The organism is Methylomonas subterranea (genome assembly GCF_024505185.1).
Classification (GTDB): Bacteria; Pseudomonadota; Gammaproteobacteria; order Methylococcales; family Methylomonadaceae; genus Methylomonas; species Methylomonas subterranea.
On the sequence record NZ_JANIBJ010000059.1, the window covers coordinates 1 to 12,648 of the forward strand.

General features: G+C 57.3%; 13 protein-coding genes. 6 read left to right on the forward strand and 7 right to left on the reverse strand.

Features of this window, described 5'->3' with window-relative positions; all coding sequences use genetic code 11:
- Positions 1-405 (forward strand): hypothetical protein (locus NP590_RS19595; protein ID WP_256604416.1); only part of this gene is annotated, 405 nt, incomplete at its 5' end.
- A 451-nt stretch (positions 406-856) separates the two neighbouring features.
- Here NP590_RS19595 and NP590_RS19600 read toward each other — a convergent pair.
- Positions 857-1,390: a gamma carbonic anhydrase family protein gene (locus NP590_RS19600; RefSeq protein WP_256604417.1), complete on the reverse strand. Its 534-nt coding sequence runs from the start codon at positions 1,388-1,390 to the stop codon at positions 857-859.
- An 82-nt stretch (positions 1,391-1,472) separates the two neighbouring features.
- Between NP590_RS19600 and NP590_RS19605 the strand changes: the two genes are divergently transcribed.
- Together NP590_RS19605 and NP590_RS19610 are read left to right on the forward strand one after the other, a co-directional pair.
- Complete coding sequence (locus NP590_RS19605) at positions 1,473-2,483, forward strand: SPFH domain-containing protein (RefSeq protein ID WP_256604418.1); 1,011 nt, start codon at positions 1,473-1,475, stop codon at positions 2,481-2,483.
- Between the two features lie 2 nt (positions 2,484-2,485).
- The gene (locus NP590_RS19610; protein ID WP_256604419.1) at positions 2,486-3,166 is read left to right on the forward strand and encodes a zf-TFIIB domain-containing protein; all 681 of its coding nucleotides are present in this window, start codon (positions 2,486-2,488) and stop codon (positions 3,164-3,166) included.
- A gap of 87 nt (positions 3,167-3,253) precedes the next feature.
- Here NP590_RS19610 and NP590_RS19615 read toward each other — a convergent pair whose 3' ends face one another.
- The 6 genes from NP590_RS19615 to NP590_RS19640 form a co-directional block, all read right to left on the reverse strand.
- Positions 3,254-4,147 carry an NAD(P)-dependent methylenetetrahydromethanopterin dehydrogenase gene (locus tag NP590_RS19615; protein WP_256604420.1) on the reverse strand — a complete coding sequence of 298 codons (894 nt, stop codon included), beginning with the start codon at positions 4,145-4,147 and terminating at the stop codon, positions 3,254-3,256.
- A gap of 327 nt (positions 4,148-4,474) precedes the next feature.
- Positions 4,475-5,179: a helix-turn-helix domain-containing protein gene (locus tag NP590_RS19620; RefSeq protein WP_256604421.1), complete on the reverse strand. Its 705-nt coding sequence runs from the start codon at positions 5,177-5,179 to the stop codon at positions 4,475-4,477.
- A 3-nt stretch (positions 5,180-5,182) separates the two neighbouring features.
- Positions 5,183-6,217, reverse strand: a complete 1,035-nt coding sequence (locus NP590_RS19625) for a class 1 fructose-bisphosphatase (protein ID WP_371927338.1) — start codon at positions 6,215-6,217, stop codon at positions 5,183-5,185.
- Between the two features lie 16 nt (positions 6,218-6,233).
- Positions 6,234-6,845: a nitroreductase family protein gene (locus NP590_RS19630; protein WP_256604422.1), complete on the reverse strand. Its 612-nt coding sequence runs from the start codon at positions 6,843-6,845 to the stop codon at positions 6,234-6,236.
- A gap of 134 nt (positions 6,846-6,979) precedes the next feature.
- Complete coding sequence (locus tag NP590_RS19635; protein ID WP_256604423.1) at positions 6,980-7,957, reverse strand: helix-turn-helix transcriptional regulator; 978 nt, start codon at positions 7,955-7,957, stop codon at positions 6,980-6,982.
- 149 nt (positions 7,958-8,106) lie between these two features.
- Entirely contained in the window at positions 8,107-9,591 is a 1,485-nt protein-coding gene (locus tag NP590_RS19640; protein WP_256604424.1) for a flagellar hook-length control protein FliK, read from the reverse strand.
- A 361-nt stretch (positions 9,592-9,952) separates the two neighbouring features.
- Between NP590_RS19640 and NP590_RS19645 the strand changes: the two genes are divergently transcribed.
- The 3 genes from NP590_RS19645 to NP590_RS19655 form a co-directional block, all read left to right on the forward strand.
- Positions 9,953-11,050: a DUF2817 domain-containing protein gene (locus NP590_RS19645; protein ID WP_256604425.1), complete on the forward strand. Its 1,098-nt coding sequence runs from the start codon at positions 9,953-9,955 to the stop codon at positions 11,048-11,050.
- Entirely contained in the window at positions 11,047-12,150 is a 1,104-nt protein-coding gene (locus NP590_RS19650; protein WP_256604427.1) for a GNAT family N-acetyltransferase/peptidase C39 family protein, read from the forward strand. The genes NP590_RS19645 and NP590_RS19650 overlap by 4 nt, the downstream gene beginning before the upstream one ends.
- A gap of 199 nt (positions 12,151-12,349) precedes the next feature.
- On the forward strand, positions 12,350-12,648 hold a 299-nt coding region (locus tag NP590_RS19655; RefSeq protein ID WP_256604429.1), incomplete at its 3' end, for a hypothetical protein.

The window sequence follows — 12,648 nt, forward strand, 5'->3', positions numbered from 1 at the left end:
CAAACAGCCAAACCGGCGCCGGCCGACAAAATGAAGGGGCTGTTCGGCCGGGCGATGGATAAATTCTCCAAACTGGACGAAAAATTGGGTAGCCCGGGCAAGCCCGGCGGCGCGGCGGCAAAGGTGGAGGAAGAGCCGGTTGCGGCGCCTCAAGTTACGGCTGCCGAGCCCGAGCTGCCCAAGGTGGCGGCGCAAAACAAGCAACGGGAAAGCGGGTTGAACGATAAATTATCCGGTTTGTTCGGCGGATTCAAAAAATCCGCCGCCACTAAGCCGGCCGGTGTAGAGAGCGAACCCTTGGCGGCGGAGCCCGTCGAAGAAAGCACGCCGGCGGCGGTCGGCCAGGATAAAAAAGTCGCCGCGCAATTGAGCGGATTGTTTGGTAAATTCAAGAGCAAAAAATAAACGGAGCTATCCGGCTTTGCGTTTTTCAGCCCGCGAATTCGGCGGCGGCAAACGTTTTCCGTGCCTGAAAGGCAAAAATCCGCTGGCTACATCCGGGCGATTTACTTAGGATTCCGTCCGCAACAGCTCCGGGAGACAGTTACTCTGAAAGTCACGCGGCAACCGCCCAAAATACTAACGACATAACGCCGTTGACTTTCATCTGCCGGGGCGATCGCCCGGCCTTCATGAACGTTACTCTGAAAGATCATGGTAGGAGCGACGCATAGTCGCGATTCAAAAGGCCATCATCGCGTCTATGCGTCGCTGCTACGAGACTGCCTTTCATTTGGCGGGACGAGCTGTTTCATGATCGTTAGGGTGAGGGATGTAAAAGGACGGAGCCCTTTATTTTGATGTTCTGAATTCGGCTATACCCGTGCGTCCCGCCAAAACGCCGTGAGTTTGCCTGTCATTGCTCGGCCAAATAACGGTCCTTCAGGCGGACGTAATGCTGGTAGGAATATTCCAAAAAGGCTTTTTCCGAATCATTCAAGGCCCGTACCGGCTTGGCGGGGGCGCCGACGTACAGATGGCCGCTTTCCAGTATTTTGCCCGGCGCTACCAAGGCTCCGGCCGCCAGCATCACGTAATCTTCCAGTACCGCGCCGTCCATGATGATGGCGCCGATGCCGATCAGGCAATAGTTGCCGACCGTGCAGCCATGCACCACGGCGCGGTGGCCTATGGTGACGCCCTTGCCGATCAGCAGGGCGTGGCCGCCGGGCGAATAGTCGCCGGCATGCGAGACATGCAATACCGAGCCGTCCTGCACGTTGCTGCCGGCGCCGATGCGGATCGCTTCCACGTCGCCCCGGATCACCACGGTCGGCCAGATGGAGACGTCGTCGCCTATCGTCACATCGCCGATGATCACGGCGGTCGGGTCTATATAGACTCTGTCGCCCGCTTGCGGTTGTTTGCCTTTAAAGCTTCTCGTCGCCACAAAAACTCCGGTTATTTGCCATAATTGAGCGTTAAATGTTACGCAATTGCGTTTGGATTCACCACAAAATGTTGAGGTAATCATGGCAATGATGGATGGTATTAAACGTCAGCTGCGTTCGGTCATCGAATGGCAAAATCCCGATCAGGATGTGCTGTTCATGCAATGGACGGAAAACGGCGACGAAATCAAAAATGCTTCCAAGTTGATCGTCGGCCCGGGGCAGGGCTGCATTTTTGTCTATGAAGGCCAGATCAAGGCGGTCATGGAGGAACAATGCCTGATCAATCTGCAAACCGACAATGTGCCGTTCTGGACCACCATCAAAAAGTTCATGCAGTTTTTTGTCAGCGAACACAAGGTGGGTATTTATTTTTACCGCAAAACCAAAATTCTCGATCAAAAGTGGGGTACCACTTCGCTGATCAAATATCTGGATCCGAAATACCAGTTCCCCATCGGCTTGAAAGCCTACGGCAATTACAGTTACCAAATAGAGGATGCTCAGGCCTTTTTCACGACCATAGTCGGCAGCCACGGTCAGGTCGGTATAGACGAATTTCGCAAAATCATCTCGGCCCGGGTGATTCAGCCTATCAGCGATTATCTGGCCGAATGCGGCTACAGCTATACCGATATCGACGCCAACCGGGAAGAGATAGCCCGCGGCATTGCCATCAAATTGGCCATTGTGTTTCGCAAGCTGGGTTTCAGTATCAGCGATTTTCGTATCGAAGGCACGGATTTCGACGACGACACCCAGCGCCGTATCAACCGCATCGCGGATTTAACCGCCGAAGCGCAAGCTGCCCAGGCGGTGGGACTGGATTACGCCAATGTGCAGCAATTGGATGCCCTGCGCGAAGCGGCCCGCAACGAGGGCGGCGTGGCCGGGGCCGGCATCGGCCTGGGAGCCGGGGTGGCGTTGGGGCAAAACATGGCGCAAGGCCTGAGTCTGGTTGCGCCGGCCGCAACCCCGGCCACGGAAGACATTGCCGGCAAACTGGCGCAATTGAAAAAACTGTTCGAGGCGGAGCTGATTTCCGAGGCCGAATACAGCGCCAAAAAACAAGAATTGCTGGCCCGGTTTTAAGCATGGCCCGTTGTCACAGTTGCTCCGCGGCCTTGCCGGCCAATACCCAGTACTGCGATTATTGCGGCGTGCGTAACGATGTCGATTTGCGCGGCAAGCACGATTACCGGGTGATCAGTCATGAGTCCGAACGCATCTGCCCGGAATGCAACAGCCGCTTGCAAACCGTTGCGCTGGACATGCAACCGCCGCTGCATATAGAGCGTTGTACCCGTTGTTTCGGCCTGTTTTTCGATCCCGGCGAGGTGGAAACTCTGTTGGAGGCGGCGGTCTCGCCGGTCTATACGGTGAACCGGGAGTTGCTGGGCAATATCAATATCGACCGTTATCAACGCAACAAACCGGTCAAATACCTGGAGTGTCCGGTTTGCCTGAACATGATGAACCGGGTGGTGTTCGGGCATAAAAGCGGCGTGGTCATAGACCAATGCCGTGCCCACGGCATCTGGCTGGACGGCGGCGAAATCAGCCATTTGCTGGAATGGAAAAAAGCCGGCGGGCAAATTCTGCATCAACAAAAACAGGCCGAACTGCTGAAGCGGAAAAAGCGCCAGCCCAGACAAGCGCCGCTAGCGGCGGCTGACAGCTGGGGCAAGGGAAATGCAGCGCGATACGAAGCCATGGGAGAGGCTGAAGGCTTGCTGGATATCGTATTCGGTTTGTTGTTTAAGGTATTCGATTAAGCTGGCGGCGAATGTAAGTCGTCAAGCCAAAAAGTGGGGGTGCCGGCACTTGCTGAATCGAAATGCCGGACTTCGACGGACAGCAAGTTAAATTTGCACCGACAGGGCGTATTGGTAGGCTTCTGGGAAATCGATCAATGCCGCGGTCTCGGATTTTTGCATGCTTTCGAACAGGCCGAACTGAACCTTGTATTTCATTTTGCCGATGGCCAGCGGGCCGATGCCGTTAAAGGCGCTGCCTTCCAGGTCGACCGGTTTATTCCAGTCCTGCATGCCGATGCCGGCGATGCCGCTGGGCGGCACGGCGTTGGTGTCCACGGCCAGCAACAACTTGGCGGCCTTGCTTAATTCGTTGGCATCCAGAATCCTGACGCCGGCCCTGGCCGCGCAAACCACCACTTCGGAATCGGATAAAACATCGATTTTTTCCTGTTGGGTCAAGGCGGAGGTCCACTCCACATTAACGCCGTAGCGTTCGCAGAAACGGCTGGCGATATTGGGGTCGTCGTCCGCGGTCAATTTGCATAAACGTGTCAGCGCACCTTGCTGAGCGGCCAGTACGGCGGTCGACAAGCCCACCGGGCCTGTGCCGAACACGGCGATTTTACGCCCCTTCAGGCCGGCGCCGTGGCTTTCCAGCAGGGCTTTTTCGATCAAGGACACCACGCTGGCCGAAGTGGTGTAAGCACCGTTGGGGTCCGCGAATACGCCGACCTTGAAATCGCCCACCATGGCTTTCTTGGCGTATTGAAACATGTCCGCCGCCAGATGCACGTCGCGGCCGCCGATGAAGATGCCGGTATCGTTAAAACGCTTGGGCGGGCGGGCAAAAATGGCATCCTGTACCAGATCGGCCACCTGATTCGGCTTGATGTTGATGATAGGCAAGATCTGATTGTAGCCGGCATCGGCCGCAATAGTGACGTCGAACGGACTGATATTGTCGGCCGGTGTGAAGAAATAAAGGATTCTTGGACCCATGCTTTGTTACTCCCCTTAAATTATGAATGGACTTTCTTGTATTAAGGATTCCGCCCGCAATAATTTCCGCATTCAGTTCCCTCTGCCGCCGGGAGAGGGGGAGGGATATAAGCAGGGAAGCGATTGGTGACGGAGTCCCAAGCGGCGATGTTGCCTGACGGACACTTTATAGTAAGTGTTAGGCAGGCGCCAGACATCACGCGGACCGCCACGGGCAAGATTGTGCGGGCGGTCACAAATACGGGGTGTGGGTCAGGCCGGGAGAGCCGAGCCGAGGCGGATCGGTAACGACCCGCCTCGGCTGAATTGGTCGGTTGCCGGAAAGGTTTAAACCAGGGGCTGCAGCAAATTTCTCAACGAATGCGGGTTTCTGATTTGAATGAAGCGGTTTTGCACCACGATCAAGCCGTCGTCCTGAAATTTTTTCAGTAATCGGCTGACGGTTTCCAGCGCCAGTCCCAAATGGTTGCCGATTTCCTGCCGGGTCAGCGAGAGCTTGAATTCCGACGAGGAAAAACCGCGCCGTTTCAGGCGCTCGGACAGGCTGATCAGGAAATAGGCCAAACGCTCTTCGGCCGGGCGCTTGCTCAATACCAGCTGATTCTTGTCTAGCAGCATTTTTTCACCGGAATGCCGGAACAATTCCCTGGTCAGGCCGGGCAGGTTTTGAAACAGTTGCTCCATGTTGGCCGCCGGCAGGATGCAGAAGGTCATGGTTTCCAGCGCGATGGCCGCGCAGCCGTGTTTTTCGTCCGACAAGCCGTCAAAGCCCAGCAATTCGCCCGGCAGAAGAATGTTCAGGATGTGTTCGTTGCCGTGGTTGTCGTTGGCCACCAGTTTGGCGCTGCCGGATTTGACGGCCAAAATGCCTTTGAAATTATCGCCCTCGCGATAGATAAAGTCCCCCCGCTGCAAGGTTTTCCGGGCTTTGATGACCTGACTGATGTTATCGATTTCCGATTGCGACAGTCCGCGCGGCAGGCAAATATTGTCTAAGCTGCAATTGCTGCAGCTAACTTGGGTTAAAGTCACGTTTCAGTTGTCTGTTGGTTGTTGATAATAGCTGATCAGGCGTTCGATTTCGTTTTTGGAGCCGAAGATCAAGGGCACCCGCTGATGTATGTCATGCGGTTTGATGTCCAGAATCCGCTCGGTACCGGTGCTGCACAGGCCGCCGGCCTGTTCGATGATGAAAGCCATCGGGTTGGCTTCGTACATCAGGCGCAGCTTGCCGGGCCGCTCCGGGTCGCGCAAATCGTAGGGATAGAGAAACACGCCGCCGCGATTCAAAATCCGGTACACATCCGCCACCAGGGAGGCTACCCAGCGCATATTGAAGTTTTTGCCGCGCGGGCCTTCCTGGCCGGCGATGCATTCGTCGATATAACGTTTCACCGGCGCTTCCCAAAAACGCTGGTTGGACATGTTGATGGCGAATTCGCTGCTTTCTTCCGGGATGCGCATGTTGCGGTGAGTCAGGATGAACTCGCCGATGTCCTGATCCAGGGTAAAGCCGTTTACGCCGTTGCCGGTGGTTAGCACCAGCATGGTGGAGGGGCCGTACAACACAAAGCCGGCGCAGACCTGTTCGCTGCCCTTGCGCAGAAAGTCCTCGGTTTCAGGTTCCACGCCTTCCCGGCAGCGCAACACCGAAAAAATGGTGCCGACGGTCAGGTTGATGTCGATATTGGACGAGCCGTCCAGCGGATCGAACAAGACCAGATACTTGCCCTTGGGATATTGTTTGGGAATCTTGATCGGATCGTCGATTTCCTCCGAGGCCATGCCGCCCAGGTGCCCGCCCCAATCCAGAGCCTTGACCATGATGTCGTTGGTGATGATGTCCAGTTTTTTCTGCACTTCGCCCTGCACGTTTTCCGATCCCGCGCTGCCGAGCACCCCGATCAGGGCGCCGCGGTTGACCCGGTGGGAGATCTGTTTGCAGGCGGTAACGATGTTGTTCAGCAGCAGCGTGAAGGTGCCGGAAGCATCCGGCAGGCCGCGTTGTTGTTCGATGATGAATTGGGTCAGGGTGACTTGATCGGTCAGACTTTTGGCGGATTGAGTCATGGGAAAACGGTTTGAGTTAAAGTGAGTCGAAGCGGTCGGTGACGACCACTTCTTCCAGCGACAATTGGCCGCCGCGCGGCGCGGCCGGTTGCAGGGCTTTACCGACGGCAACGAACAGGCCGATGGCGTGGTCTGACGGCAGATTGATCAGTTTGCCGACTTCGGCAAAGTCGAAGCCGTCCATCGGGCAACTGTCGTAGCCCATGGCTTTGGCCGTCAGCATCAGGGTTTGCGCGGCCATGCCGCAGGAGCGCATGGCTTCGTCGCGTTCGACCTCGGGCTTGCCTTCATAATATTGCCGAATGGCCGGCAGCAGGAAATCGCGCGCGGCTTGCGGCGCGTTGCACCAATAGCGTTCGGGCTGTTTTTGCCAGGCTTTCAGATCGGCGCACAGCACGATCAGTAACGAGGCATCGGTCACTTGGGCTTGATCCCAAGCCACCCGGCGAATGCCTTGGCGCAATTCGGCGTCCCGAACCAGCACGAAACGCCAGTGTTGAATGTTGAAAGCGGTGGGCGACAACATGGCCGACGAAATCAGAGATTCGATTTCCTGTTCGCTCAGGCGATGTGCCGGGTCGAATTGCTTGACGGAGCGGCGCGATTGAATGGCGAGTTGAGTGTCCATACACAGTCCTGATCTATTTCGTTAAGGGAGGTGCCGGTTGTTTTCGCCAGTACCGGCGACGCAGTGGTACCGGTCGGCGAGGTCAAAATATCCGAACGGCAAATTCCGCCCGCTATTGTACAAGATCGGCCGGCTTATTGCTGACTGCCTGAGCGGGCGGCGCGGCACAGCTGTTTGGGCGGAAAGCCGAAATGCCTGTTGAATGCCGCGCTAAAGTTGCTGGCATGTTGGTAGCCGACCGCCTCCGCGGCGAGGCCTACCGGGTAATGTTGAGTGGCCAGCAGGCGGTAGGCCTGTTCCATGCGAATACTCAGCAACAGTCCGTAAGGGGTGGTGTCGAGATGCCGGTGAAACACTTGTTTGAGTTTAAATGGATTGGTGCCTACCCGCTTGCTCAGTTCCATTATGCTGGGAGGGTTTTTGAATTCCGTCGCCAAAATATCCCGTGCTTTTTCGGCCAGCCGTTTATCGGCGGCTGGCATGCGAGTGGATGCGCTGGTGCCGGCATTCAGCAAGTCGCCCAATTCGGTGGCCACGATAGCCATGGCCTGACCCAAGCTGAACAAGGCTTGGGCTTGGGCCGGCAGAGAGTTTTGCAGCATGGCCCGGGCCGCCAGCAGGCTGCCGGCCGCGCTTGCTCGTTGACTGACTACCCGAACAGAGTCGGCTTTGAAACAGTCCGCGAAAGCGCCTTCGCCGAAGTAGTGTTCCAGCCAGGCTTGCGTCATGGAAAAGCGCAACTGGCTCACGGCGTGGTTGGCTTGGTATTGGCGGCTGCCTTCGCTGGCGTTGAAGGTGGTAATGGTGCTTTGGCCGGCCTTGAAATCGATAGTATCGTCTTGCCGGCCATGAAAGCTGGAATGCCCCCGCAAGCCCAGGGTCAGCACCATGCGCGGGGCTTGCGGGGGCATTCGACTTTCCATGGCCAAATTTCGAGTGGGTTGGTAGTGGGTTTCGATATAACTCAAATCGGCATCCAGTCGATAAATGCGCGATTGGCATCGGCCCAGGGACTCGGGAAGGGTTTGCAGTTGCGCGTCGGCATCCGGCGAAGTTTGCCAGGGGATGTCGGTTTGCTTGATTCGCCAGGGGCTGCATGAATTTTTTGGCATCTTGTCATCTTTAGCGTGCATGGGTCCGCATTCGTTAAGCAATAAGCGATCCGCTTCGCTTATGCGGCGGCAAGCACGGGGCTTGATGGCGCGCGCGGGCGCTCATTGAATTTAAACTATGTTAAATGACGTGGCGCGGGGTGTAATTTTTAAGCCTTTTCGTTTAACAGATTGACGGGTGGGTTTTTGATGCCGCCGCTACCCGCCGGCTGACCTTGGTGGGCCTCCATAAAGCCGGCGCTCAGGCCGTTTTTCTCGAACTGTAGTTTCAGGTAATCCATGTGCCGGTTGATTCTGAGTACCGTGTCGGCCGCCTCGCTCCAGAAACGGGTATTGACCGTACCGTCGTAACAGGAAACCGTGCAATGTATGGTGGATAGGCCGGGTGGCGTGACGGTGATGTTGACCAGCCAGTTTTTCGGGCTGTTTTCCGCGTCGCCGGTCTTGTCCTGTTCTATTTCTATTTTGACGCTTTGGGCCTGCTGTTCGTCAAAAAAAGGCAATTCCAGCATCCAGACTTGTTTGGATGACTCGTCTCTGGGTAAGGAATTTAGTTGGTCCAGGGTCAATTTCGCCAACGCTCCGTGAGCCTTTTGCAGGCTGTCCCGCAGCAATTCCAGATTGTCCCTGGGTTTATCCACGGCTTGGCCGTTCAATTCGCGGCTCAACAGTTGAATCAGTTCGCTTAATTTGAGTTTGAAATCGTCCCGCGGCAAATGGTCGGCTTTGCCGGACAACAATTGCAGCAGTTTGCTTTCCAGAAACAAGCCGGACTGGTCGACCGAATGCTTCAATTGCTCCGGGTCGCTCAACAGGGTTTTGCCGGGGATCCGCAGCAAAATTTCCTGGGCCAGTTGCTTCAAGGTTTCGGAGACGCTGGCGTCCGCCCGCAATTGCGGCATGATGTGCCGCAGCTGATTCAACAAGGGCGTCGGAGAACTCTGCAAGGGCAGCAAGTGTTTTAAAGCGTTGGTGATGACTTCCTCGCCGGCGGCGCTGGCATTGATGGCGGTCAGAGCGACCATGGGGTTGTCGCCGCCGTTTAAAATCCGCAGGCTGACCGGGGTGCCGGCCTTTAAACCGGCCGGGTCCGTGCGCGGGTCGGCCTCGCCGCCGTCGGGTTTAAGCATGATTAATTGCTGGGCGTTCAGCGACAATTGCAGCGGTGCCTTTTCCGCCGCCGCCGGCAGTTGCAAGGTCAGCTTGTCGCCCGAAAAGCCGATAACCACGGCCCGCAGCGCTTGGTCGGGCGGCAGTTGATTTAAGCCGGTATTGGCTGGCGGATTGGCGGCTATCGGCGGGTTGACCAGCTTCAGCAAGGGTAGCTCGGCCTTTTGCGGCGCTGTCTGCGCGGCCGTTCCGGGCAACAGTTCGGCAATGATTTTAAATTCCGGCGCCGGCAGCAGTTTGACGACCTGCAGTTTCAGGGCTTGCCCGGGCAGCAGCTCGATAGCCGAATTCGGCCGCAGATTGACGGTTTTATCGTTAATTTTCACCGTCAGCGTATCCAGCATGATACGGGTGTCCAATACCTTGGCTTCCACCAGTTGATTCAGTTTCAGATTGAGGCCGCCGTCGCCGATCTTGTTCAGTATCGCTTGCGGGACGGCGGGTAAGGGCAGATTGATTTGCATGGCTAGGCCCCGTAATGGGCGGAATGCGGCAAGACTATGTTTTGCATGAGAAATACTCCGTGGCGCATGAGGCCGTGCTGGCGATGCATGCGGGCTAACTTATACCATGCCGGCGGATTGTCAAGGCGGAATCCTGTTGGCTAAATCCATCGGTTTGGTTTGGCTTCACGGATTTTAGCAACGCCGGCATATACGCCGAAATGACCAGCACTACCGCGAATCCGCCGAAGCAAAATTACGCGGGCTGTTGGATCGGGAGATGTACATTTCCGCGCGGACCGCCCTGACGGATGAATGCCAAAAACCGGCAACAAGGAGTACCATTGCCATCCGTTGCCCATCCGAAATTTCGCCGACACCCATGACCGTCCGTTTCGCCCATACCGCTATTCATACCGAGGTCTTTCCGCCCGATTACGCCAGCGCGCGGCAAGCTTGGCTGCGTTGCGTGACGACGCTGCCTTATCCGCCGGAAATTCGCGCTTATCCCTGTGCCGGTGCCGGGCCGGGCGGCGAAAGCCTGCTGACCGACAGCGTCTGGATAGGCGACAGTCAGGCAGCCAATGTCGTGGTGGTCATTGCCGGCACCCATGGGGTGGAGGGTTTTGCCGGCAGTGCCGTGCAAATCGATCTGTTGCGTCTGTTGACGGAGTTCGAGCTGATCGTTCCGGAACGGACCGCCTGGTTGCTGGTGCATGCCTTGACGCCGTGGGGCTATGCCTGGTCGCGGCGTTGCGATCAAGATGGCGTGGACTTGAATCGCAACGCGGTGGATTTTTCCGCGCCCTTGCCGGAGACGCCGGAATATCGTTTGCTGCGTCCGGTTTTGTTTACCGCCGATCAAGACGAAAGAAGCCGTGCCTTGCGGGCATTCGGCGAAACCCGCGGCCGGGTCGCACTGGAAAAAGCCGTCAGCGGCGGCCAATATCTGGATCCGGCCGGGCCGTTTTACGGCGGTAAGCGGCCGGCCCACGGCCGTTTGGTGTGCGAGGATTTGATTCGCCAATACAGTCTGGCCGAACGCAGATTGGCGGTGGTCGATCTGCACACGGGGCTGGGCGCTTACGGTTACGGCGAAATCATCTGCGATCATGCGCCGGACAGCGCCGGCGCGGCACTGGCGCGGCAATGGTACGGCGATTCGGTGACCTTGCCGCTGGCCGGTACTTCGAGTTCGGTGCCCAAGCTGGGCCTGCTGGATTATTTGTGGCATGCCGTGATGGGCGATAGCGGTTGCTATATCACCCTGGAGTTCGGCACCTACAGTACGGACCAACTGTTCGACGTGTTATTGCGGGATCATCAGCTGTGGGCGCAAAGCGGCAACGAAGCCGAACGCGACGCCCACGCCGGTCGAATGCGCCGGCATTTTTGTCCGGCCGATCCGGCTTGGCGGGAGATGGTATTGTTTCGGGCCCGTCAGGTCGTGGTACAGGCCTTGCGGGGAGTATCGGCTTGAGTTATGTCATCCGCGCCGCCGGCTTACGCGACCTGGAGGCCTTGGTGGGCCTGGAAAACGCCTGTTTCGACAGCGACCGCCTAAGCCGCCGCAGTTTCAAGCACTGGCTGACCGCCCGGCACCGCGCCCTGCTGGTGGCGGAACACGGGTCGCTGGTGCGCGGTTACATTCTGATCATTTATCACCCCGGCACCCGGCTGGCGCGGGTTTATTCCCTGGCGGTGGCGCCGGATAGTCGCGGCAGCGGCATTGCCAAGGCCCTGATGCAGGCCGGCGAACAGGCGGCCCGCGACGACGGCCGTCTGTATTTGCGCCTGGAGGTCAGCGTGGACAACGCGGCGGCCATAGGCCTGTATCAAGCCCTGGGTTTTCAAAAATTCGGTTTTTACCGCGATTATTATGAAGATCATAAAGATGCCCTGCGCTACCAAAAGCGTATCCGCCGTTATCGCGATACTCCTCAACACAAGCAGGTGCACTGGTTGCGGCAAACCACGCCGTTTACCTGCGGCCCCGCCTGCTTGATGATGGCCATGCATGCGCTGGATAAAAGTTACCCGCCGTCGCGGGAAGAGGAAATCAATTTATGGCGCGAGGCCACCACCATTTTCATGACGTCGGGTCATGGCGGCTGCCACCCGACCGGCTTGGCCCTGGCCGCCAAACGGCGCGGCTTTGCCGTCGAGGTATGGATTAATCAGTCCGGCCCCTTGTTCATCGATAGCGTGCGCAGCGACGACAAAAAGCAGGTCGTCGAGCTGGTGGACAACTGTTTCAAGCGCGACGCCGAACAGCAGGGTTTGAGCGTCAATTACGCCAATATCACCCAAAACGACCTGATCGCCGCTTTCGAGGCCGGTGCCGTTCCATTGATCCTGATCAGTACCTTCGCGATGGACGGCAAAAAAGCCCCGCATTGGGTGGTGATGAGCGGCTTCGACAACGATTGCCTGTATATGCACGATCCCGACCCGGAAGAGGGTCGGCAAAGCGAGCTGGATTGCCAGTTCATGCCGATTGCCAGGGAAGATTTCGAGCGCATGTCCTGTTTCGGTAAAAACCGCTTGCGCACGGCGGTGATTATTCGAACCGCGGTTTAAAGCGTCTACGATTGAGTGGTGGGATTGAATGGTCTGGCATGCCTGAAGGCGCCGTTGTGCCGACGGAGCGCGGCTGCTTCGATCCGGCATAATTTTTTCGGAAACTGTTATCCAAATCGTATATTCCGCTATTATTTCATGCCATTGCCCTGGCGCATCAGGCTAGGCACTTCTGTTTCAAACTGGAGATTCGGAAACGATGCAGCATACCGACAGCAAGGCTAAAAAACTCCCCGCCTTGGCGCTGTTTGGAGCGGCCGCGCTGGCCGCCGACCAGGCCGGCGCCGAATCGCTGGACAGTCAGATTCGCGCGATGTTGGCGGCGGGTAGCAATCAACTGGGTTGCGCACGCTTGGTGGGAGCTTCGCCGCGCGATAGCGATACCCTGCAACCCTTGAATTTCGGCCAGCAGTTGGCCGGTCTGTGCGGGCCCATTCCGTCGGGTAATCCGCCGCCGCTGGGTGGTGCCCCCGGCGGCGGCGCGGCGGCCGGTTCGGC

Excerpts from the sequence above, each read along its gene's own strand:
- NP590_RS19605 (WP_256604418.1), top strand. The coding sequence starts at position 1,473 with ATGGCAATGATGGATGGTATTAAACGTCAGCTGCGTTCGGTCATCGAA.
- NP590_RS19610 (WP_256604419.1), top strand. The coding sequence starts at position 2,486 with ATGGCCCGTTGTCACAGTTGCTCCGCGGCCTTGCCGGCCAATACCCAG.
- NP590_RS19615 (WP_256604420.1), bottom strand. The coding sequence starts at position 4,147 with ATGGGTCCAAGAATCCTTTATTTCTTCACACCGGCCGACAATATCAGT.
- NP590_RS19625 (WP_371927338.1), bottom strand. The coding sequence starts at position 6,217 with ATGACTCAATCCGCCAAAAGTCTGACCGATCAAGTCACCCTGACCCAA.
- NP590_RS19630 (WP_256604422.1), bottom strand. The coding sequence starts at position 6,845 with ATGGACACTCAACTCGCCATTCAATCGCGCCGCTCCGTCAAGCAATTC.
- NP590_RS19635 (WP_256604423.1), bottom strand. The coding sequence starts at position 7,957 with ATGCCAAAAAATTCATGCAGCCCCTGGCGAATCAAGCAAACCGACATC.
- NP590_RS19640 (WP_256604424.1), bottom strand. The coding sequence starts at position 9,591 with ATGCAAATCAATCTGCCCTTACCCGCCGTCCCGCAAGCGATACTGAAC.
- NP590_RS19645 (WP_256604425.1), top strand. The coding sequence starts at position 9,953 with ATGACCGTCCGTTTCGCCCATACCGCTATTCATACCGAGGTCTTTCCG.